Origin of the sequence: Actinosynnema sp. NPDC023587 (assembly GCF_040640215.1) — a bacterium.
GTDB lineage: Bacteria > Actinomycetota > Actinomycetes > Mycobacteriales > Pseudonocardiaceae > Actinosynnema.
This window is the reverse complement of record NZ_JBFABG010000002.1, coordinates 240,781-261,445: the sequence shown is the minus strand read 5'-3', so window position 1 is coordinate 261,445 and position 20,665 is coordinate 240,781. Positions and strand designations below refer to the sequence as shown.

The 20,665-nt window shown below is 73.8% G+C and carries 21 protein-coding genes and 1 pseudogene; 8 read left to right on the top strand and 14 right to left on the bottom strand.

The genetic code is table 11. The features are described from left to right. Positions 1 to 68 precede the first annotated feature (68 nt). Positions 69 to 1,541 (bottom strand): LCP family protein, encoded by a 1,473-nt coding sequence (locus AB0G01_RS06265; protein WP_360940309.1) that lies wholly within the window; start codon positions 1,539 to 1,541, stop codon positions 69 to 71. 224 nt (positions 1,542 to 1,765) lie between these two features. Between AB0G01_RS06265 and rfbB the strand changes: the two genes are divergently transcribed. Further along, on the top strand, positions 1,766 to 2,755 hold the full coding sequence (gene rfbB, locus AB0G01_RS06260; protein WP_360940307.1) for a dTDP-glucose 4,6-dehydratase: 990 nt from the start codon (positions 1,766 to 1,768) through the stop codon (positions 2,753 to 2,755). Further along, positions 2,755 to 3,645: a dTDP-4-dehydrorhamnose reductase gene (gene rfbD / locus AB0G01_RS06255; protein ID WP_360940305.1), complete on the top strand. Its 891-nt coding sequence runs from the start codon at positions 2,755 to 2,757 to the stop codon at positions 3,643 to 3,645. Before rfbB ends, rfbD begins: the two co-directional genes overlap by 1 nt. A gap of 82 nt (positions 3,646 to 3,727) precedes the next feature. Here rfbD and AB0G01_RS06250 read toward each other — a convergent pair whose 3' ends face one another. The 7 genes and pseudogenes from AB0G01_RS06250 to AB0G01_RS06220 all read right to left on the bottom strand — a co-directional run bounded on the left by AB0G01_RS06250 (position 3,728) and on the right by AB0G01_RS06220 (position 10,032). Next, complete coding sequence (locus tag AB0G01_RS06250; RefSeq protein ID WP_360940303.1) at positions 3,728 to 4,168, bottom strand: Imm1 family immunity protein; 441 nt, start codon at positions 4,166 to 4,168, stop codon at positions 3,728 to 3,730. A gap of 392 nt (positions 4,169 to 4,560) precedes the next feature. Continuing rightward, complete coding sequence (locus AB0G01_RS06245; protein WP_360941232.1) at positions 4,561 to 4,650, bottom strand: DUF397 domain-containing protein; 90 nt, start codon at positions 4,648 to 4,650, stop codon at positions 4,561 to 4,563. 54 nt (positions 4,651 to 4,704) lie between these two features. Continuing rightward, positions 4,705 to 4,872 (bottom strand): annotated as a pseudogene (locus AB0G01_RS06240) (Scr1 family TA system antitoxin-like transcriptional regulator); the annotation flags it as partial. Between the two features lie 117 nt (positions 4,873 to 4,989). Then, the gene (locus AB0G01_RS06235) at positions 4,990 to 6,081 is read right to left on the bottom strand and encodes a glycosyltransferase family 1 protein (protein ID WP_360940301.1); all 1,092 of its coding nucleotides are present in this window, start codon (positions 6,079 to 6,081) and stop codon (positions 4,990 to 4,992) included. Then, positions 6,074 to 8,566: a glycosyltransferase gene (locus AB0G01_RS06230; protein ID WP_360940299.1), complete on the bottom strand. Its 2,493-nt coding sequence runs from the start codon at positions 8,564 to 8,566 to the stop codon at positions 6,074 to 6,076. The genes AB0G01_RS06235 and AB0G01_RS06230 overlap by 8 nt, the downstream gene beginning before the upstream one ends. A 48-nt stretch (positions 8,567 to 8,614) precedes the next feature. Then, entirely contained in the window at positions 8,615 to 9,025 is a 411-nt protein-coding gene (locus AB0G01_RS06225) for a CU044_2847 family protein (RefSeq protein WP_360940297.1), read from the bottom strand. A 95-nt stretch (positions 9,026 to 9,120) separates the two neighbouring features. Continuing rightward, positions 9,121 to 10,032, bottom strand: a complete 912-nt coding sequence (locus AB0G01_RS06220) for a glycosyltransferase (protein ID WP_360941229.1) — start codon at positions 10,030 to 10,032, stop codon at positions 9,121 to 9,123. Between the two features lie 26 nt (positions 10,033 to 10,058). On the opposite strand from AB0G01_RS06220, the gene AB0G01_RS06215 reads away from it, so the two are divergent. The 4 genes from AB0G01_RS06215 to AB0G01_RS06200 all read left to right on the top strand — a co-directional run bounded on the left by AB0G01_RS06215 (position 10,059) and on the right by AB0G01_RS06200 (position 13,713). Further along, positions 10,059 to 11,108, top strand: coding sequence for a glycosyltransferase (locus AB0G01_RS06215; protein ID WP_360940295.1), 1,050 nt, complete (start codon positions 10,059 to 10,061; stop codon positions 11,106 to 11,108). Between the two features lie 67 nt (positions 11,109 to 11,175). After that, positions 11,176 to 12,300, top strand: a complete 1,125-nt coding sequence (locus AB0G01_RS06210; protein ID WP_360941226.1) for a glycosyltransferase family 1 protein — start codon at positions 11,176 to 11,178, stop codon at positions 12,298 to 12,300. A 104-nt stretch (positions 12,301 to 12,404) separates the two neighbouring features. After that, positions 12,405 to 12,848: a DUF4396 domain-containing protein gene (locus AB0G01_RS06205; RefSeq protein WP_360940293.1), complete on the top strand. Its 444-nt coding sequence runs from the start codon at positions 12,405 to 12,407 to the stop codon at positions 12,846 to 12,848. Positions 12,849 to 12,858: 10 nt separating this feature from the next. Continuing rightward, positions 12,859 to 13,713 carry a glycosyltransferase family 2 protein gene (locus AB0G01_RS06200; RefSeq protein ID WP_360940291.1) on the top strand — a complete coding sequence of 285 codons (855 nt, stop codon included), beginning with the start codon at positions 12,859 to 12,861 and terminating at the stop codon, positions 13,711 to 13,713. A gap of 34 nt (positions 13,714 to 13,747) precedes the next feature. On the opposite strand, the gene AB0G01_RS06195 is transcribed toward AB0G01_RS06200, so the two are convergent. Beyond that, positions 13,748 to 14,638, bottom strand: coding sequence for a DNA-3-methyladenine glycosylase 2 family protein (locus tag AB0G01_RS06195; RefSeq protein ID WP_360940288.1), 891 nt, complete (start codon positions 14,636 to 14,638; stop codon positions 13,748 to 13,750). After that, positions 14,631 to 15,710, bottom strand: a complete 1,080-nt coding sequence (locus AB0G01_RS06190; RefSeq protein WP_360940286.1) for an NDP-sugar synthase — start codon at positions 15,708 to 15,710, stop codon at positions 14,631 to 14,633. Before AB0G01_RS06190 ends, AB0G01_RS06195 begins: the two co-directional genes overlap by 8 nt. A 244-nt stretch (positions 15,711 to 15,954) precedes the next feature. Between AB0G01_RS06190 and AB0G01_RS06185 the strand changes: the two genes are divergently transcribed. Continuing rightward, positions 15,955 to 16,248 (top strand): hypothetical protein, encoded by a 294-nt coding sequence (locus tag AB0G01_RS06185; protein ID WP_360941309.1) that lies wholly within the window; start codon positions 15,955 to 15,957, stop codon positions 16,246 to 16,248. Positions 16,249 to 16,279: 31 nt separating this feature from the next. Here the strand turns inward: AB0G01_RS06185 and AB0G01_RS06180 are convergent, their stop codons facing one another. The 4 genes from AB0G01_RS06180 to AB0G01_RS06165 all read right to left on the bottom strand — a co-directional run bounded on the left by AB0G01_RS06180 (position 16,280) and on the right by AB0G01_RS06165 (position 20,068). Then, complete coding sequence (locus AB0G01_RS06180; RefSeq protein ID WP_360940284.1) at positions 16,280 to 16,819, bottom strand: NUDIX hydrolase; 540 nt, start codon at positions 16,817 to 16,819, stop codon at positions 16,280 to 16,282. Continuing rightward, the gene (locus AB0G01_RS06175; protein ID WP_360940282.1) at positions 16,816 to 18,219 is read right to left on the bottom strand and encodes a coenzyme F420-0:L-glutamate ligase; all 1,404 of its coding nucleotides are present in this window, start codon (positions 18,217 to 18,219) and stop codon (positions 16,816 to 16,818) included. The genes AB0G01_RS06180 and AB0G01_RS06175 overlap by 4 nt, the downstream gene beginning before the upstream one ends. After that, complete coding sequence (gene cofD, locus AB0G01_RS06170; RefSeq protein ID WP_360940280.1) at positions 18,212 to 19,177, bottom strand: 2-phospho-L-lactate transferase; 966 nt, start codon at positions 19,175 to 19,177, stop codon at positions 18,212 to 18,214. The genes AB0G01_RS06175 and cofD overlap by 8 nt, the downstream gene beginning before the upstream one ends. 138 nt (positions 19,178 to 19,315) lie before the next feature. Continuing rightward, positions 19,316 to 20,068, bottom strand: coding sequence for a site-2 protease family protein (locus AB0G01_RS06165; RefSeq protein WP_360940278.1), 753 nt, complete (start codon positions 20,066 to 20,068; stop codon positions 19,316 to 19,318). A 270-nt stretch (positions 20,069 to 20,338) separates the two neighbouring features. Between AB0G01_RS06165 and AB0G01_RS06160 the strand changes: the two genes are divergently transcribed. Then, entirely contained in the window at positions 20,339 to 20,647 is a 309-nt protein-coding gene (locus AB0G01_RS06160) for a WhiB family transcriptional regulator (RefSeq protein WP_360730873.1), read from the top strand. Positions 20,648 to 20,665: the final 18 nt, after the last annotated feature.

Below are 20,665 nucleotides of genomic sequence, written 5' to 3'. Positions count from 1 at the left end.
CCCGCCTGGTCCGACCAGGCTAACCACCTGCCGCCGGTCGGACGCGACAACCGCCGGGGACGCGGTCCTCAGTTGACGCAGACCACACCCTGGGCGGTGATCGGCGGAGCGGACGAGGAGGCCGACGGGATCGTCGTCGCACCGCCGACCGACGCGATGTCGGACGCGTCCGCCGGTGCGAAGTCCGCGCCCACGTAGACCTGGACGTGCCCCCTCGGCACGGAGTCGTCCTCGACGGCCGCCGCGTTACCGCCCAGGGCGGAGATCACCCGGTCGGCACTCGCCCGCTCCCCGGCCGGGTGCCGCACCACGGTGCTGTCCAGGTAGTCGCCGCTGGTCGCGTCGCCACGCCGGAAACCCTTGCCCACCAGTGACTCCAGCACCTCGGCGGCCTTCCCGGCGAGACCCGAGGAGTTGACCACCCGCACGGTGACGTCCGCCGGCAGCGGCCCGGACGACGTGGTCGTCGGCGCGGCCGAACCGGACTCCGGCGGCGGGTCGTCGGCCAGGCCCTTGATGAACTGGCGCACCTCCGCCGGGTTCACCGGCAGGACGTTGCCGTCACCCCACGTGTCCGTCGGGTCGCCCACCGGGATGGTGCGGAACTGGATGTTGCCCGACACCAGGCCCTGCATCTGCTCGGCGAACTCGGTGATGTTCCACCGCTCGCTGAGCACCACGGACCTCTTGACCGCCGTCACCAGCTCGTCGAGCTTGCCGAAGTCGGTCAGCGTGCCGGTGGAGAGCACCTTGCGGGCCAGCGCGCCGATGAACACCTGCTGGCGCACGATCCGGTCCAGGTCGCCGCCGGTCAGCCCGCCGCGCTGCCGCACGAACGACAGCGCCGCCGCGCCCGCGATGGTCTGCCGCCCGGCCGGGAAGTCCGCGCCCGAGTCGGAGTCGCGGGTGGCGGCGTTCAGGCACACCTCGACCCCGCCGATGGCCTGCGTCACCTCGTAGAACGACGCCAGGTTCACCTCGGCGTACCGGTCGACGGTGACCGCGCCGCCGGTGAGGCCCTCGATGGTCTTGATGAGCGTGCGGCGGCCCGCCTGGGTCGACTCGCGCTCGATCCGCGCCTCGTCCACGACGCCCTCGGCGCGCAGCCTCTCCGAGGTCTCGGTCTTCTGCCGGAGCATCGCCGAGTTCAGCTTGTGCTTGCCGAAACCGTCCGCGATCTCCACGTAGGCGTCGCGCGGGAAGGAGATGGCGACCGCCCGCGTGCCGTCCTGCGGGATGTGCACCAGGATCATGGTGTCGGTGTTCAACGTGCCGTCCGCCACACCGCCGTTGAGCAGCGCCAGCACCTCGTCCGACAGGGGCTTGCCCTGCGCGTCGGTGCGGCTGTCCACCCCCACCAGCAGGATGTCGATCGCGCCGTCGAGCGGCTTGCGGGCCGCGCCCTGCTCCGCGATCGAGGACGGGATGACGTCCGTGGTGGCGATGCCCTCGTTGATGTCGCGCAGGTAGGTCCACCCGTACCAGGAGACGACCAGCACGGCTGCCGAGACCAGCGCTATCAGTGAACGCCAAGTGACCACGAGAACACGCAAAGCAGCCGGTCTCGCGGCCGATTTGGGCGGACTGGTGTCCACTGGTGGTGCCTCCCCCGTGTCCCGCGACTGCTGTCCCAGGTTAGTGGCGGGCCGGGGTTCCGGCCCGCTGTTTCCACTTAATACGGGAGACGCTGTAACGACAGGGTGGGTTGCACGGGTAATCACCGTGACAGACTGCGGTGGACGACGGTTGTGGAAGGGCATTGACCATGCGCGTACTGGTGACGGGTGGGGCCGGCTTCATCGGCTCGCACTACGTGCGGGAGATGGTGCGCGGCGCGTACCCGGTCTACGCGGACGCCGAGGTGGTGGTGCTGGACAAGCTCACCTACGCCGGGAACGAGGCCAACCTCGCGCCCGTCGCCGACGACCCCAGGCTGACGTTCGTCCGCGGCGACATCTGCGACCGCGACGTGGTGACCGATCTCATGGCCCGGACGGACGTGGTCGTGCACTTCGCGGCCGAGTCGCACGTGGACCGGTCGATCTCCGGGTCCGCCGATTTCGTGCTGACCAACGTCCTGGGCACCCAGACGCTGCTCCAAGCGGCCCTGGAGGCGAACGTGGCGAAGTTCGTGCACGTCTCCACCGACGAGGTGTACGGCACCATCGAGGAGGGCTCCTGGACCGAGGAGCACGCCCTGGAGCCGAACTCGCCCTACTCGGCGTCCAAGGCGTCCTCGGACCTGCTGGCGCGGGCGTTCCACCGGACGCACGGCCTGCCGGTGTGCATCACCCGGTGCTCGAACAACTACGGGCCGTACCAGTTCCCGGAGAAGGTCATCCCGCTGTTCGTGAGCAACCTCGTGGACGGCCGCAAGGTCCCGCTCTACGGCGACGGCCTCAACGTCCGCGACTGGCTGCACGTGGACGACCACTGCCACGGCATCCAGCTCGTGCTGGAGGGCGGCCGGGGCGGCGAGGTCTACAACATCGGCGGCGGCACCGAGCTGACCAACCGCGAGCTCACCGAGCGCCTGGTGGCGGCCACCGGCCGGGACTGGTCCTCCGTCGAGCCGGTCGCCGACCGCCTGGGCCACGACCGGCGGTACTCGGTCGACATCACCAAGATCTCCACCGAGCTCGGCTACGCGCCCCGGGTCGACTTCGCCGCCGGCCTGGCCGCGACGGTCGAGTGGTACCGGGACAACCGGGCGTGGTGGGAGCCCCTCAAGCAGCGCGCGGCGCTGGCCGGCTGATGCTCGCGCTACTGGTACCCGGTGGCCGTGGCCAGCTCGGGCACGACCTGGTGGCCGCGACCCCGGCCGACGGCCTGGTGCACGCGCCCTCGTCCGCCGAGCTGGACGTCACCGACGCCGAGGCGGTCACCGACGCGGTGGCCTCGTTCGCGGCTTCCGCGCGGGACAACGAGCTCAGGCCCGTGGTGGTGAACGCGGCGGCCTACACCGCCGTCGACGTCGCGGAGACCGACGAGGAGCGCGCCTTCGCGGTGAACGCGGTCGGGGCCGGCCTGCTGGCCGAGGCGTGCCGCGACCACAACGTGGCGCTGCTGCACGTCTCGACGGACTACGTCTTCCCGGGCGACGGCACGCGGCCGTACGAGCCCGGTGACGAGACCGGCCCGCGATCCGCCTACGGGCGCACGAAACTGGCCGGCGAGCAGCGGGTGCTCCGCACGTGGGAGCGGTCCTGGGTCGTCCGGACGTCGTGGATGTACGGCGCGGGCGGGCCGAACTTCGTCCGCACCATCGCCCGGCTGGAGGGCGAGCGCGAGTCGCTGGCGGTCGTGGACGACCAGCGCGGTTCGCCGACGTGGTCGCTGGACCTCGCGGCGGGGCTGGTCGAGCTCGCCGGGCAGGCCGTGCGGACCGGGCCGGCGGCCCGCGTGCTGCACGCCACGGGCAGCGGCGAGACGACGTGGCGCGGGTTCGCGCAGGCCGTGTTCGAGGAGCTCGGGGCCGACCCGGAGCGGGTGCGGGGCTGCGGCACCGACGACTTCCCCCGTCCCGCGCCGCGTCCGGCGTACTCGGTGCTGTCCGGCCGGTCGTGGGCCGAGGCGGGGCTGACGCCGTTGCGGCCGTGGCGGGACGCCCTGCGGGCCGCGTTCGCGACGCACGCCGTCCCCTGATCCCGGCGGTGAGGCCGCGCACGACCCCGGTGGGCGCGCTCGCGTGCGGCCACCGGGGCCCTGTGGACGGGGGACGTCGGGTCTAGGCCGCTTGCCACGCCACGCAGGTCGGCCGTGCGGCGGTGGCGAGGAAGTCCTTCAGCGCCAGGCCCAGCGCCTCCACGGGCACACCCGCGCCCGCCGGGTAGTCGACGTACTCCGAGTGGTAGCCGGGGGAGTCCGGCTCGCCCACCAGGGTGGAGTAGTCGTGGTCCGGGTCGGCGTAGGTGAGGTAGCCGTAGCCCCCGTGGACGGTGGCGGCCACGTCGTGGTCCGGGATCTTGGTCTGGCCGGGAGCGCCCAGGAGGCCCTCGGTGTCGTCCATCAGCGGGCGGTCCTGGTGCTCGATCACCGCGGGCCCGGCACCGGGCTCGGCGAGGCGGCCCAGCAGCGCGTCCACGTCGTCCGGCGTGCTGACGGTCAGCTCGTCGGCGGCCTCGGCGTCGGCCCGGTCGTTGATCGGCCACACAGCGGTGAAACTCATGGGCGGCATCATGGCAGTGAACGCGCTGAGTGACCACCTGAGACGGGTGTTGCGCCGTTGGAGTGGAGCCGGCCTCGCGCACTGGTTTTGTGGACAATCAATGCGAGAGCCTTTCCGTCATGTCCGACCACGGGCGACTTGCTGATGTCTCCGTTCCGCGCTCCGATGGTGAGCGCCAGCGCTTCTTGCGCCGCGTCTGCGCCGTGACCGGTTCGCGGCAGATCTCGTGGAGCGTCCTCACCGGCGGTTCGGCGGAACGCCCGGTGCGGACTTCCTAGCGCGCACGCCGAGGGGCACCGATCCGCCCGGTTCGGGGATCGGCGTCGCACAACTCTGCGTATCTTCGCGTGTCTCAATTGGCGGCGGGCGGGCCGCCAGCTCGATGCCGGTGGTCAGCGCTGGTCGGCGAGGAAGATCGGCCAGGTCGCGCGGGTGACGGTCAACCGGCCGGCTCCCGGGTTCTTGCTGTCGCGGACGCCCATGAGGGCCGGCGTTTCCCATTCGTCGTGCTCCTCTTCGCCGTAGCGGCGGAGCAGGGTCAGGGAATCCTGTTGGCTCAGCGCGACACCGCACACGTGTCGGAACGCGGGCCTATACCGGTCGACGTCCTGTTCTTCTTCCAGAAACAACGTTCTACTCAAGTGGTCGACCGCCACGGTTCCGCATCCGTCGAATCGGAAGCAGGAGAAAGGCACCCGTTGCCACGTGCTCGCCCGCGCGGGTGGGGATGATCCGGAACCGGACGTGGGTCAGGGCGGCCCCGGGGTGTTCGCCGCCGAGGTGCGCCGCAGCGGTACCGGCCCGTGCCGGAGCCGGCCCGGTCACCGCCGGGCGGATGCCGCCAACCGGTAGGCCTCCACGGTCTTCTCCGCCGTCCTGCGCCACGTGAACTCGGCCGCGTGGGTGCGCCGCGCGGCCTGGGCCGCCGCGTCCGGCGGCGTCTCCACTGCCTCCACCAGGGCCTGGCCCAGCGCCTCCGCGTCGCCGACCGGCACGTGCACGGCGTGACCGCCGGCCACCTCGCGCAGCGCCGGCACGTCCGTGCACACCACGGGCACGTTGCAGGCCAACGCCTCCAGCACCGGCAGGCCGAAGCCCTCGTCCCGCGACGGCAGCACCAGGGCCGTCGCGCCCGCGACCACGCTGCGCAGGTCGACGTCCTTCAGGTAGCCCGTGCGCAGCACGCGGCCCTCCGTCCCGACGTGACCGGGTCCGGCGAGCACCAGCGGCGGCAGGGTGGGGTGCGTGGCGTGGGCTTCCACGAGCGTCACCAGGCCCTTGCGGGGGCCGCCGGCACCGACGAAGAGCAGGTACTCGGCGGGCAGCCCCAGCCGGGCCCTCAGCGCGTCGCCCGGCGGCCTCGCGGCGAACCACGCCGGGTCCACGCCCAGCGGCGTGACCACGATCTTCTCCGGGTCGACCTCGAACCGCTCCACGACGACGTTCGCGACCGCCTGGGTCGGGGTGCACACGATGTCGGCCCGCATCGCCGACTTGTGGACCAGCTCGGGCAGCCTGCGGTCGGAGTGGGGCAGGTCCTGCGGCGTGTCGAGGAAGGCCAGGTCGTGGATGGTGACCACGCCGCCCGCCCGGATCGCGGGCGGCAGCACGAAGTTCGTGGCGTGCATGACGTCCGTCGGCCCGGCCAGGAACTCGACCGGCGGGAACGGGCCGCGCAGCCAGAACTGCCGCAGCAACCGCGCCGACACCGGCAGCCCGCGCGCGATCACGTCGTGCGGCAGCACGGTGCGCAGCGCACGCCACCCGCGCAGCGTGAAGGCCACCGCGCGGACGTCGACGTCGTCCCGCATCGAAGCGAGCTCCTCGGCCAGCGCCGAGGTGTACCGGCCGATCCCGGTCCGGTGACCGAGCAGGGGGGTGCCGTCGATGAGCACCTTGAGCGGCCTAGCCACGGCCGCGCAGCTTCTTGAGGACCCGGCCGGTCGCGCGCTTGGCGACCTCGGCCGCGCCGCCCTGGTCCAGGTACTCCTTGACCAGCAGCACGTCGCGCCGCAACTTCTCCTTGCGGCCCAACGGCCGGTTGCGGATCATCGGGGCCGCGCCGGGCAGCCGGTCGGCGGCGGGGCGGGGGTGGCGGCAGAAGTCGACCAGCGGGGCCAGGACCGCCTCCCAGGTGAAGCGCTCGCGGACCGCCGCGATGCGCTCCACGCACCCGGCGGCGAACTCCTCGTCGTACAGGACCTTCTCCAGCGCCGCCGCCAGCGCCCCGGCGTCCTCCGAGGGCACCACGACGCCCAGGCCCTCGCGCTCCACCAGGTCCGCGAACGAGTCGCCGTCCGTGGTCACGATGGGCAGCCCGGCCCAGAGGTAGTCCAGCACCCGCGTGCGGAACGCGAAGGTGGTCTCCACGTGCTCGTAGTGCGTGGTGACACCGCACTCGGCGTCCAGCAGCCAGTTCTGCCGGTCCTGGTAGGGCACCCAGGACTCGTTGAAGAACACGGTCGTCCCGGTCAGCCCGAGCTGCTCGGCCAGCGCGCGGGTCTGCCCGGTGATGCCCATGTCCGGCACCTCGGGGTTGGGGTGCTTCATGCCGAGGAACACCAGCTTGGCGTCCGGGTGCGCGCCGCGCAGCCGGTCCACGGCGTGGATCAGCGTCAGCGGGTCGAACCAGCTATAGACGCCGCCCGCCCACAGCACGACCTTGTCGTCCGGGTCGATGCCCAGGGTGTCGCGCAGGCCGGGCCCGGTGCGCTGCGGCGGCTTGCCGGACAGGCCGAACGGGACGACGGCCAGCAGCGACTTCACCGTCGGGTCGGTGTCGTAGAGGGCGGGGGTGAGCCGACCCATCGACGCCAGGTGGCCCAGCCAGAAGTGCCGCTGGCGCTCCGACGCGCACAGGAAGAAGTCGCCGCGCGCCAACTGGTTGTTGAGCACCCGGGTGACGCCGACCAGGTCCTTCTCGCGCTGCTCGTCGGTGTCGTCGCGGCCCTGCTCCAGCAGCTCCAGGTGCATCGGGTCGTAGATGTCGCAGACGACGATCTTGGTCGACCCCGGCGTCTTGAGCTGCGGCAGGAGCTCCAGGGCGTGGCCCTGCAACACGATCACGTCCGCCCACACCAGGTGCGGGTCGACCTCGCGCGGCCGGATGCCCCGCACCTCGAAGGGCGCGTCGGGCGGCGCGCACAGCGGGTTGAACGTCACCAGCCGGACCTCGTGCTCGTCGGCGAGCACGTCGGCCATGTTCCACGCGCGGATGGCGGGCCCGGCCATCTTCTTCGAGATGGCGTCGCCGGTCACGATCAGGACCCGGCGCGGTCGCCCGTACAGCTCCTCGATGCCGAACACGTCCACCAGCACGTCGTGCGCGGCCAGGTACCGCTCCAGCGGGTACGCGGGCTCCAACGCCTTGCGCATCAACGGGACCAGGTCGGCGTCGGACACCCGGCGCGCGGCCTGCTCGACCTTGCGCGACTCGGCCAACCGGGGCAGCAGCTCGACGAACTGGTCGATCGCCAGGAAGCCCGCCAGCGCCTGGCGCGACACGGGCACCGGCGCGGCGTCGTCGGCGGGGTCGGCGGGCCGGCGGGTGATCTCCAGTTGGAGCGGGTCGATCCCGCCGCGCGCGGTCGCCCGGCGGACCACCAGGGCCAGCGCGGCGGGCAGCGCCTTCGCCAGCGTCTCGTCCGAGACGTTCTTGTACAGCGCGGCCAGCGCGTTGCGCTCCAGCAGGAAGAACTCCCGGCTGGCGTCCACAGTGGACATCGACGCGTGGTGCTTGTGGTAGGTCAGCGAGGTCGGCTCGTAGCGCACCCGCCAGCCCCGCAGGTTCAGCCGCCAGCCGAGGTCGACGTCCTCGTAGAACATGAAGAAGCGCTCGTCGAACCCGTCGAGCTCCTGGAACAGCCGGGCCCGCACGACCAGCGCCGAACCGGTGCCGAACAGGACGTCGCGCGGCACGTCGTGGGTCCCGTCGTCGGGCTGCCCGGCGTGCCGCTTGTAGCCCATGCCGAACCAGGTCAGGCCGCCGTCCACGAAGTCGATCGCCCGGCCGTCCCAGTCCAGCACCTTCGACGCCACCGCGCCCACGGTCGGCTCGGCGCGCAGCACCCGCACCGCCGCGCGCAGCCAGTCCGGGTGGGGGCGGGCGTCGTTGTTCAGGAACGCGAGCACCGTGCCGGTGGCGTGCCGCGCGCCCAGGTTGCACCCGCCCGCGAAACCCAGGTTCTCCGGCGCGTCGACCACCAGGGCCGCCGGCACGGCCGCCCGGATGCGGTCCGCGCCGCCGTCGCCCGAGGCGTTGTCGACGCAGATGACCTGGAGCTTCTCCGCCGGGTAGGACAGCTCGGCGAACAAGGAACGCAGGCAGGTGATGGTGTCGTCGGTGCCCCGGTAGTTCACCACGACCACCGACACGTCAGGCAGGCTTGCTCGCTCCACGCGCTAAGCCTGCCTCATGGTGCTCCGGGGTACTCGACGAAGGGGGCCCTACGACTCCGACCCGGCCTCCCCGCCGTCCCCGTCACCGTCCCCGTCGTCGTCCGGGTCGTCGACCGGAGGGGGCGCGGGCAGGCTGTCCCGCTGCCACTCGACGGTGATCTTGATGTGCGCCTCGGCCGAGGACTTGGCGATCGCCAGCGCCGCGCTGGAGCCGACCTTGAGGCCGATCTCCACGGCCACCTTGTCCGGCCGGGGGTTCGGCATGCTGCCGATCTTCGTGGCGACCGCCCGCGCCACCTTCTTCGCCCGCTCGACGCCGGCTTCGAGCGTCTCGTCCATCTTCTCCACGGCGGCGTCCCAGCGCCGGCCCGCGCGCGTCGGCCCGTCGTAGTCCTCCTCGTCCAGCTCGAACGGGACCAGGTCGCCGTCCTCGGTGCGCACCTCGACGTACTCCGCCACGTCACTCCCCTCGACAGACCGGGCCGGTGAACGGCCCGTCGGGCACATCCCCGGCCATCCTGCTCCACCCCGGCGGACGGGCGGCGGGAAATCGACTACCGCCCGGCCCAGTCCCGCCACACGGCGGCGCGGGACACCTTCGCGCGGCGGCCGATCGCGAACCGCTGGACCGCCGTGGCGGGCAGCCGGAGCACGACCTCCGCCAGCACCTGGAGGCGCAGCGGCAGCCGGAAGTTCCCCGCCTCCGGGGCCCGGCGGAACGGCAGCACGGCGGTCAGCGCGGCGAAGCGGGCCACCTGGGCGACCGCGACCCGGGCCGGGGCGCAGCGCAGCAGCATGAGCAGCCGGTTGCGCTCGTTCCAGCGGTGGAACAGCCGGGAACCGGGGTTGGTGCTCGCGCCGTGCCGGTGCCGGACCCGCGCCGGGCCGACCGGGATCACCCGGTGCCCGGCCAGGCGCAGCCGGAACGCCGTGTCGGTGTCCTCGTAGTAGCAGAAGAAGCCGCTCGGCACGCCGCCGCAGGACTTGAGCGCGTCGGTGCGCAGCAGGGCCGCGCCGCCGCAGAACCCGAACACCTCGTGGCCCGCCCGGACCAGGTCCGCGCCGTGGCCGTCGGCCGTCAACCGGACCCCGACCGACTGCGTGGCACCGTCCGCGAGCAGCAACGACGACGTCGCGGCGGCGGCACCCGGCGCGGCGCGCAGGGCGTCTTCGAGGTGGCCCAGCCAGCCCGCGTCCGGGACGGCGTCGTCGTTCAGCCAGGCGATGAACTCGGTGTCGACGTGCGGGAGCACGGCCGCCAGCGCGCCCGCGTACCCCGCGTTGCGCGGCAGCCGGACCGCGGTCGGCCCGGTGGGGTGGGCCGCGACCAGCGCGGCGGTGCCGTCGTCGGACGCGTTGTCCAGCACGAGTGTCCTGTGTGGACGTTGCTCGGCCAGTGCGTCGAGGCACGCGGTGATGTGGTCCCGGCCGCGCCACGTCACCACGACCACCGTCGTGCTCGGGATGGACACGGCGTGAGACGGTACGCGACATGCCCAACCTGGTGGTGCTGACCGAGCAGTTGCTGGCCCCGGTGCCCGGCGGCACCGGTCGCCACACCCGCGAGCTGGCCGCCGCGCTGGCCGCCACCGCCCCGCCGGGGTGGGAGGTCACCGGGGTGGTGAGCAGGCGGGCCGACGTGCGCGGGGCGGTGATCCCGGGCGTGCACGGGCCGCGCGTCCTGCCTCTGCCCCGGCGCGCCCTGATCGCCGCGTGGGAGCACGGCGTGCCGTACTGGCCGGGCGGGGACGCGGTGCACGCGCCGACCCCGCTCGCGCCACCCCGGGGCCGCGTGGTGGTGACCGTGCACGACGTGGTGCCGTGGACCCACCCCGGGACGCTGACCGCGCGCGGTGCGGCGTGGCACCGGAAGGTGATCCTGCGGGCGGTGTCCCGGGCCGCCGCGATCGTCGTGCCGACCGCCGCCGTGGCGGACGAGCTGCGCCGGCACGCGCCCGGCCCCGCCCCGGTCCGGGTGGTGCCCAACGGCGTGACCGGGTTCGGGACCGAGCTGGCCGTGCCCGACCTGCCCGGTCGCTACGTGCTGGCCATCGGCACGATCGAGCCGCGCAAGGGGTTCGCCGAGCTGGTGGCCGCGACCGCCGAGCTGGGCGTGCCGCTGGTGGTCGTCGGGCCGCAGGGGTGGGGCGGGGTGGACCTGCGCGCGCCGCACGTCCGGCTGCTCGGCCGGCTGACCGACCCGGAGCTGGCCCACGTGCTGCGGCGGGCGGCGGTGCTGGCCGCGCCGAGCCTGGCGGAGGGGTTCGGGCTGCCGGTGGTGGAGGCCATGGCGGCGGGGGTGCCGGTGGTGCACTCCGACGCCCCGGCCCTGGTCGAGGTGGCCGGCGGGGCCGGGCTGGTCGCGCCCCGGGGCGACCGGCCCGCCTTGGTGGCCGCACTGCGGTCGGTGTGGCACGAGAAGAACGTGGCGGATCGCGCAATTGCCTCGGGACTGGTCCGGGCAAGGGCCTTCACCTGGGAAAACGCCGCCCGCGCGGTGTGGGGGGTACACCTGTCGGCCGAGGAGCCGCGTCCCGTTTGAGTCAAATCCCGGCAACCGCCGGTCCGCCACCCGTACTCTTCTGCGCGTGTCATCCGCCGAACCCAGCGTGCTGATCGATGCCACCGCCGTGCCGACGGACCGGGGCGGGGTCGGGCGGTACGTGGATTCGCTGGTGGCGGCCCTGGACGCGGACGGCGGGCGGCTCAGCGTCGTGTGCCAGCCCCGGGACGGCGAGCTGTACTCCCGGCTCGCGCCCCGGTCGCGGGTGATCACCGCCGCCGATGCCGTCGCCACCCGCACCGCGCGCCTGACCTGGGAGCAGACCTCGTTGCCGCGCCTGGCCTCCCGGCTCGGCGTGCAGGTCGTGCACTCCCCGCACTACACCGTGCCGCTGGCGAACCGGGCCGCGTCGGTGGTGACGCTGCACGACGCCACGTTCTTCACCGACCCCGTGCTGCACTCGTCGGTCAAGGCGCGGTTCTTCCGGGCCTGGACGAGGGCCGCGCTGCGGCGGGCGGCGCTGTGCGTCGTGCCGAGCCGGGCGACGGCCGACGAGCTGGCCCGGGTCGCCGGGGCCGACCGGCGCTTGCTGCACATCGCCCAGCACGGCGTCGAGACCGAGCGGTTCCACCCGCCGACGGTCGACGAGGTGGCGGTGGTGCGGCGGTCGTTGTCGTTGGGCAGCGCGCCCTACGTGGCGTTCCTGGGCGCGTTGGAGCCCCGGAAGAACGTGCCGGCGTTGATCCGGGGGTTCGCGCAGGCGTGCCGGGGTCGGGTCGACCCGCCGACGCTCGTGCTGGCCGGGCAGCCGGGCTGGGACAGCCAGGTGGAGCGCGCCCTGGACGCCGTGCCGCACCGGGTGCGGGTGATCCGGGCGGGGTACCTGCCGTTCGAGCAGCTCGCGGGCTTCCTCGGCGGGGCCGAGGTGGTGGCCTACCCGTCGTTGGGCGAGGGGTTCGGGTTGCCGGTGCTGGAGGCGATGGCCTGCGGCGCGGCGGTGCTGACCACCCGGCGGCTGAGCCTGCCGGAGGTGGGCGGCGACGCGGTCGCGTACTGCGGCGTCGGGGCCGGGGACATCGCCGCCGCCCTGGGCGAGCTGCTCGACGACCCGGCCCGGCGGGACGCGCTGGCGGCGGCGGCCCTGGTGCGGGCCAAGGACTTCTCCTGGTCGACGTCGGCCGCGCGCCACCGCCTGGCCTACGACCGCGCCGCCCGCACCCACCGGCTCTGACGCGGGCCCGCCGCCCCCGACCGGTCCGGGTCGGCTGCGGCGGGGCGGTGGACCCGTGGTGCCACCCCGTGCGGGATATACCCCCAGGGGGTACGGTGTGCGGCATGGACGCTTCCTGGAAGACGGCGATGTCGGCGACCCTGCACTGCCTCACCGGCTGCGCCATCGGCGAGGTGCTCGGCATGGTCGTCGGCACCGCCCTCGGCCTGCCCAACTGGGGCACGATCGTGCTGGCCGTCGTCCTGGCCTTCTTCTTCGGCTACGCCCTGACCCTGCGCGGCGTGCTCCGCGCCGGCCTCGGCTTCCGGGCCGCCCTCAAGACCGCGCTCGCCGCCGACACCGTCTCCATCCTCGTGATGGAGGTCGTGGACAACGCGGTGATGCTCGTCGTGCCCGGCGCGATGGACGCCGGCCTGGCGTCCTGGCTGTTCTGGACCGCGCTGGCGTTCTCCCTGGCCGTCGCGTTCGTGCTGACCGTGCCGGTCAACCGGTGGCTCATCGCGCGCGGCAAGGGGCACGCCGTCGTGCACCACCTCCACCACCACTAGGGTGGCCGCCGTGACGCGCTACGGAGACGGACTGGCGGTCGTGACCGTCACCTACTCGCCGGGGGAGACTCTCGACGGCTTCCTGACCACGCTGGCGGGTGCCACCACCCGGCCGGTCACCGTGGTGCTGGCCGACAACGGCTCCACCGACGGCGTGCCCGAGCGCGCCGCCGCCGAGCACGACCACGTGACGTTCCTGCCCACCGGCGGCAACCTCGGCTACGGCGGCGGTGCCAACCGGGGCGTCGCCGCGCTGCCCGACGACGTCGGCTGGGTCGTCGTCGCCAACCCCGACCTGTCCTGGGGCCCCGGCAGCCTCGACGTGCTGCTGGAGGCCGCCGGGCGGTGGCCGCGCGGCGGCGCGTTCGGGCCGCTGATCCGCGAGCCGAACGGCGCGGTGTACCCGTCGGCGCGGCAGCTACCCGCGCTCGGGCGCGGTCTCGGGCACGCGGTGTTCGCCAAGGTCTGGCCCGCCAACCCGTGGACCACCGGGTACCGGCAGGAGAAGGCGTCCATCCGGGAGCGCACCGCGGGCTGGCTGTCCGGGTCGTGCCTGCTGCTGCGCCGCGAGGCGTTCGACTCGGTCGACGGGTTCGACCCGAGGTACTTCATGTACTTCGAGGACGTCGACCTCGGCGACCGGATCGGTCGCGCCGGCTGGCTCAACGTCTACGTGCCGCAAGCCGAGGTCACCCACATCGGCGGCCACTCCACGGCCCGCGCGTCGAGCCGGATGCTGGCCGCCCACCACAGCAGCGCCTACCGCTACCTCGCCGACCGCCACCAGGGCCTGCTGTGGGCCCCGCTGCGGGTCGCCGTGCAGGCCGGCCTGGGGCTGCGGCTCAAGCTCGTCACCCGGCGCTGACGGGTCCGGTCCGCCGCGCCGCCGGGGTTCCCGGTCACATCGCGCGGTAGTCGCGCGGCGAGAAGCGGGGGCCGAACCGGGGCTTGCGCGCGCCCGACATCTCCACGTACCGCACGGCGCGGTGCCGTTGCGGCGCGTACGGGGTGAGCACCTCGGCCATCCCGTCGTCGTCCAGCGGACGGCCCAGCAGCGCCCACCCGACCAGCCCGGCCAGGTGGAAGTCGCCGAAGCTGACCGCGTCCGGATCGCCCCACGCGCGCTGGGCCACCTCGGCGGCCGTCCACCCGCCGACGCCCGGCACCTTGCACAGCAGCGCCCGGCCCTCCTCGCCCCGCAGCAGCGCCGCCGCTTCGAGGCGGTGCGCCACCTGGGCGGCGGCGACCAGCGCACGGCGGCGCGCGCCGTCCACGCCCGCGCGGTGCCACTCCCAGTCCGTGATGCCCAGGACCGCTCGCGGGGTCGGCGGCACGCGCATCCCGGCCGGCGCGGGACCCGGCGCGGGCGTGCCGAACCCCCGGCACAGCTCCCGGTACGAGCGGTGCGCCTCGACCACGGTGACCTTCTGCTCCAGCACCGCCGGCAGCAGCACGTCCCACACCCGGCCCGTCGCACCCAGGCGGAACCCCGGCCGGCGGCGGCGGGACTCCGCGACCAGCGGGTGGTGGCACTCGAACGCCGAATCGTCGTCCTCCGCGCCCAGCAGCGCCGGCAGCCGGTCCAGCAGCCACTCCGCGCCGTCGCCCCACGCCTCGGCCGACACGTCGTCCGGCCTGGTCACGTGCAGCGTGGCCGGGCCGTCGGGGGTGTTGGCGGTCAGCCACAGACCGCCGGACTCGCGGTACGCGACGTCACCCGGGCCCCGCCGGAGCGGACCGAGCACACCGGCCAGGTCCAGCGGGAACGGGGGACGCCACGTCCTAGGCATCGGTGGAGAACCGCACTCCTGCCTCGGGCAGCACGACACCCGGCCACACCCGCGCGCCGCCGATCAGCTCGCAGCGCGCGCCGATCACCGCGTTGTCGCCGATCACCGCGTCCGACACCACGGACCCGGCCTGGACCAGCGCGTTCACCCCGACCACGCTGCGCTCGACGCGCGCGCCCTCGCCGACCACGGCCCCGTCGAACAGCACCGAGCCGTCGACCACCGCGCCCGCCGCGACCGTGCAGCCCGCGCCGATCGTGGCACCGCCGGTCAGCACCGCGCCCGGGTCGACGGTCGCACCCGCCAGCACGATCGCGTCACCCACCGGCGCGGGCAGCGCGGCGGACGGCGCGACCCCGCGCACGAGGTCGGCCGAGCCCCGCACGAACGCCGCCGGTGTGCCCAGGTCGAGCCAGTAGGAGGTGTCGATGTGACCCTGGAGCCGCGCGCCGGACGCCAGCAGCCCAGGGAACGTCTCCCGCTCCACGGACACCGGGCGGCCGGTCGGGATCGCCTCGACGACCTCGCGGCGGAACACGTAGCACCCCGCGTTGATCTGGTCGGTCGGCGGGTTCTCGGTCTTCTCCAGGAACGCGGTGACCCGGCCCTCGGCGTCCGTGGGGACGCAGCCGAACCGGCGCGGGTCCTCCACCTTCACCAGGTGCAGCGTCACGTCGGCGGACGACCGGCGGTGGGTGTCCAGCACGCCGCGCAGGTCCACGCCGGAGAGGATGTCCCCGTTGAACACCATCACGTCGCGTTCGCGCAGCTTGTGCGCCACGTTGCGGATCGCGCCGGCGGTGTCCAGCGGCACCTCCTCGACCACGTACTCCAGTTCGAGGCCGAGCGCCGAACCGTCGCCGAAGTGCTCCTGGAACACCTCGGCCTTGTAGGACGTGCCCAGCACCACGTGCGTGATGCCCACCTCCCGGATACGGGACAGCAGGTGGGTCAGGAACGGCACCCCGGCCGTGGGCAGCATGGGCTTGGGGGCGGACAGGGTCAGTGGCCGCAGCCGGGTCCCCTTCCCGCCGACCAGGACCACCGCCTCGACGCCTTGCGGCTCCGACATGCCGTTTTTCCTCCTCCGCTTACTTCCACCCGTAGATGCGAATACTCTGGCACGAGCACCTTGACGACACGGTCCCAGGTCCGTGTCGGCGAGCGTCACCGATCGGCACCGCCGGCGCTTCCCGCCGGCCCAAGGCACCGCAGGAGAGATCCGGATGGACCCCCGCGCTCGGGCCGACGCTGCGCTCGCCCGTGCTCGTGCACGTGGCGTCCACGTCGTGACCCCGGACAACATGACGTCGCCGATGGATTCCTCGGCAACCCAGCAGATCCCCCGCTCGGTGGTCATCGCGGCCGACCCGCGCACCGCCGACCCGGACTCGACCATGGTCCTGTCGGCGCAGGTGGTGTCGGGTCGTCCCGTCCCGCCGGCACCGCTCCCGCCGACCGACACCCAGCCCGAGCTGCGGGTCGCGCCCGGCCCGGTGCCGACCGTGCAGCAGGTGGAGACCTCCCGGCCGACGTTGTCGCAGCGGCTCTCGGGCGGCCAGGAGCAGCGGCCCCCCGGCTTCAGCCGGCGGCTCAGCGGCGAGGGCTGACGCCCGCGCGGCGGGGGTTGGGCCGGCCGCGTCAGCGCAGCCGGGCCAGGGCGGCTTCCACCATCGGGTACAGGTCGTCCACGTTCGACGGCATCGCGTCCAGCGGCCACCACTGGAGGTCCACGGACTCGGCGCTGCGCGTCGGCTGGGCGTTGATCGGCGCGCGGACCAGGAAGCGCACGTCGAAGTGCCGGGTCGGCACGCCCAGCGAGCACGTGATCGGGTGCACGTCCAGGTGGATCGGGATCGGCTCGATGCGCAGCCCGCGAATCCCGGACTCCTCGACGGCCTCCCGCAGCGCCGCACCGGCCAGCGTCTCGTCGGTCGGCTCGCAGTGCCCGCCGAGCTGGAGCCACCGGCCCACCCTCGGGTGCAGCGTGAGCAGCGTCCGGTCCCCGGTCGCGTCCAGCACCAGGGCCGACGCGGTGAGGTGGCCGGGCTCGCACGACCGCCGGCACGCGTCCTCGCGCGCGGCGAGGAAGCCCAGGTAGGCCTGGCGCAGCGCCTCCTGACCGTGGTCCGGTGGCCGCCAGTCGGTCAGGACCGACGTGGCGTCGGCGTGCAGGCTCACAGCGCGAGGAACCCTTCGTGCGGGGCCCGGGGCGGGCGGGGGGTCAACGGCTCGGTGGGGTGCCCCACCGCGACCGCGCCGAGCGGTTCCCACGACGGCGGCAGGTCCAGCACCTCGCGGACCACGTCGGCGCAGAAGATCGTGGACGACACCCAGCACGAGCCCAGGCCCTCGGCGGCCAGCGCCACCAGCAGGCCCTGCACGGCCGCGCCGCCGGCGATCGTGAACATGGTGTGCTCGGCCGCCGCCCGGACCGCGTCCGGGTAGGCGTGCGCGCCCTCGGCGACCAGGAACGGCAGGACGATCTCGGGTGCGTCGCGCAGGAAGTCGCCGCGCGCCAGCCGCCGGGTGATCTGCTCGGCGGTGTGGCCGTCGCCGCGCAGGTCGGCCGCCCACCGGTCGCGCATCGCGGCCAGCAGCGCCGTCCGCCGACCCGTCAGGTGGACGAACCGCACCGGGCGGGTGTGGTGCGGCGCGGGGGCGGTCAGCGCCGCGCCCGCCGCGCGGCGGAGCACGTCGGGGTCGACCGGCTCGGCGGTGAACGACCGCACCGACCGGCGCACCAGCACCGCTTCGGCCCGGCCCTGCGCCACGGCCTCCTCGACGCCCAGGCGGAACATGTCGTCGGCGGCGGGGCGGACCAGGTCGCGGGCCGTGGAGCCGTCGTCGGCCACCGCCAGGCCGCGCACCACGGCCACCGGGACCGCGCCGAGCTTGCCCTTCACCAGGTCGGCGGCGGCGGCGACCTCGTCGGCCACCGCGACCTCCGTGACGACCAGCTCGTTGCCCTGGCGGTCGACCGCGCCCGCGTAGCGGTGCAGCACGGCCAGCCCGGACGCGCCGATCGCGGCGTCGGTCTGGCCGACCCGCCACGCGCGGCCCATGGTGTCGGTGACGACCACCGCGACCTCGACGCCGAGCCGCGCCCGCAGCGCGGCGCGCAACGCCGCCGCCGAGCCGTCCGGGTCGACCGGCAGCAACGCGATCTCGTCGCCGGCCACGTTCGAGGCGTCCACGCCGGACGCCGCCTGCACGACGCCGAGCTTGTTCTCGGTGATCAGCGTCCGGCCCCGGCGGGCCAGCACCCGGACCGCCTCGGCGGCCACGTGGGCGCGCCGGACCGCGTCCCGCTCGGCGGGGTCGGCGGGCACCCGGACCAGCCGTCCCTCCACTTTGGACAGGACTTTGCTGGTCACCACCACGACGTCGCCGTCGGCCAGCCACGGCGTGGCGGACGCCAGCGCCCCGGCCAGGTCGTCGCCGGGCCGGAACTCGGGCAGCCCCCGCACGGGGCGCACCACGAGCGAGTCGGCGGCGGCGTGATCGGTCGGGAGTGTGTCGGCGGGGAGCCCGTCGGCGGGGAGTCCGCCGGTCGGGGTCGCGGGGGTGTGCTCAGGCAAGCGGGACTCCGGCCAGCTCCAGCGCGGCACGGGCCATCGCCGCCGTCGCGTCCACATCGGACATCAGCAGCGGTACCGCGCGCACGGCCACGCCGGGCACGTCGCAGCGGTCGCCGGTGTGCACCAGCCAGCCGTCCAGCACGCCGTTCTCGGTGGTCTTGCGCGAGCCGTAGTGCCGCCCCACGGCCTGGGCGGAGGTCTCCACGCCGATCGCGGTCAGGCACGCGTCGGCCATCCCGCGCAGCGGCTTGCCGCCGACGATGGGTGCCAGGCCGATGACCCCCGCCTCGGTCTTGCGCAGCGCGTCCCGCACCCCCGGCACGGCGAGGATCGTGCCGACGCTGACCACCGGGTTCGACGGGGCGATGAGCACGGCGTCGGCCTCCAGCACGGCGTCCAGCACGCCGGGCGCGGCGGTGGCGGTCTCCGCGCCGACCGACGCGAACGACCGCGCGGTCAGCCCGGCCCGGTGCTTCACCCACCACTCCTGGAAGTGGATCGCCCGGGTCTCGTCGCCGTCCTCGACCACGACGTGGGTCTCCACCCGGTCGTCGGACATCGGCAGCAGCCGCACGCCGGGCCGCCAGCGGTCGCACAGCGCCTCGACCACGGCCGACAGGGGGTACCCCGCGCGGAGCATCCGCGTGCGCACCAGGTGCGTCGCGATGTCCCGGTCGCCGAGCCCGAACCAGGACGGCTCGGCCCCGTACGCGGCGAGCTCCTCCTTCACCGACCACGACTCGCCGGACCGCCCCCAGCCGCGCTCGGCGTCGATGCCACCCCCCAGGGTGTACATGCAGGTGTCCAGGTCCGGGGTGATCCGCAGCCCGTGCATCCACACGTCGTCACCGGTGTTCACCACCGCGGTGATCTCGTGCTCGGGCGCGCTCAACAACGCCTTGAGGCCGACCAGGAAACGCGCCCCGCCGACCCCGCCCACCAGTACGACAACCTTCACGGGTCGCCATCCTCCCACCGGGTGCGGTCATCGCGGCACCCGGTCCGGGTCCCGCGCCGCCGCAACGCCAACGCCACTCCGCCACCACACACCGACTTGACGCCCCGGGGCCGCCGCGCGGCCCGTCCGGACCGGTCCCTAGCGCCAGAACATGAACGTCGCCTGCCCGTACTGGGCCCACAGCGGCTCGCCGCCGACCAGCACGAACACCGCGTCGGCGAGGTCGAAGAACACCCGCGCGATGGTCGGGAACCCGATCAGCACGGCGAACAGCACCAGCGGGGCCCACGGCCGGGCCTTCGCGCCGAACTGCTGCGCCTGGTACGACATGTACGGCTCGATCACGCCCCAGCCGTCCAGGCCGGGGATCGGCAGGATGTTCAGCACGAACGCGAAGACCTGCAACAGCGCCAGGTAGGACAGGGCGGCGGACAGCCCGGCGGGCGGGTCGAGCAGCAGCACGGACAGGCTCAGCACCGCGCCCAGCACGAGGTTGCTCAGCGGTCCGGCCAGCGACACCAGCGCCTCGACCCGCTTGTTGCGCAAGGCGTGGTGGTTGATCCACACCGCGCCGCCGGGCAGCGGGATGCCGCCGAACGCCAGCAGCACCAGCGGCAGCACGATGGACATGATCGGGTCGGTGTAGCGGCGGATGTCCAGGGTCAGGTAGCCCTTCGCCTTCACGGCGTGGTCACCGCCCCGGTAGGCCACGATCGCGTGGCCGAACTCGTGCAGGCACAGCGAAACCGCCCACCCGCCCAGCACGAGCAGCACGGTGCCGCCGATCAACGCCGGCTCGGAGTCGTCGAACAGGGTCAGCACGGCACCTGCCACCGTCACCGCGAGCAGGCTGAGGAACAGTGGACTCGGTCGCACCGCTGATCGCTTCACCCTCCCAGTGTGACCTCCCGGGTGCGGTGCCCCACAGGGGTGGCCTGAGCCATCCGCGCAGCCGTCATAGCTCGGCGTGCCGCTTAAATCACCGTCTGTGCTGCTAGTCAAGGCTTTTGCCGCCAACCGCGCGAATATCCCCCGTCCTGTGGACTCGGCTTGACCGGGTGTTGTGACACAGGTGTAATCACATCGGTGTCATTCGTCGTTGTGGGGACGGCGAGTGGTGTCCGCCAACCGGGGAGAGCGGAAGGCGAGGAGGCGGACGGTATGCAGGAATTCGACGGGGGTCGCAACGTGGACGGGGACGCGTCGGCACGGGAGCCGGCGGCGTTGATCGATCTGTTCGACGCGACCGATGAGCAGGACTGGCAGGAGCGCGCCCTGTGCGCGCAGACCGACCCCGAGGCGTTCTTCCCGGAGAAGGGCGGCTCCACGAGGGAGGCCAAGCGGATCTGCCTGGGTTGCGAGGTGCGCTCCGAATGCCTGGAGTACGCCTTGCAGCACGACGAGCGCTTCGGCATTTGGGGCGGGCTGTCCGAACGCGAGCGGAGGAAGCTCAAAAAGCGCGCCGTGTGATCCGCTTCGTGATCGCGC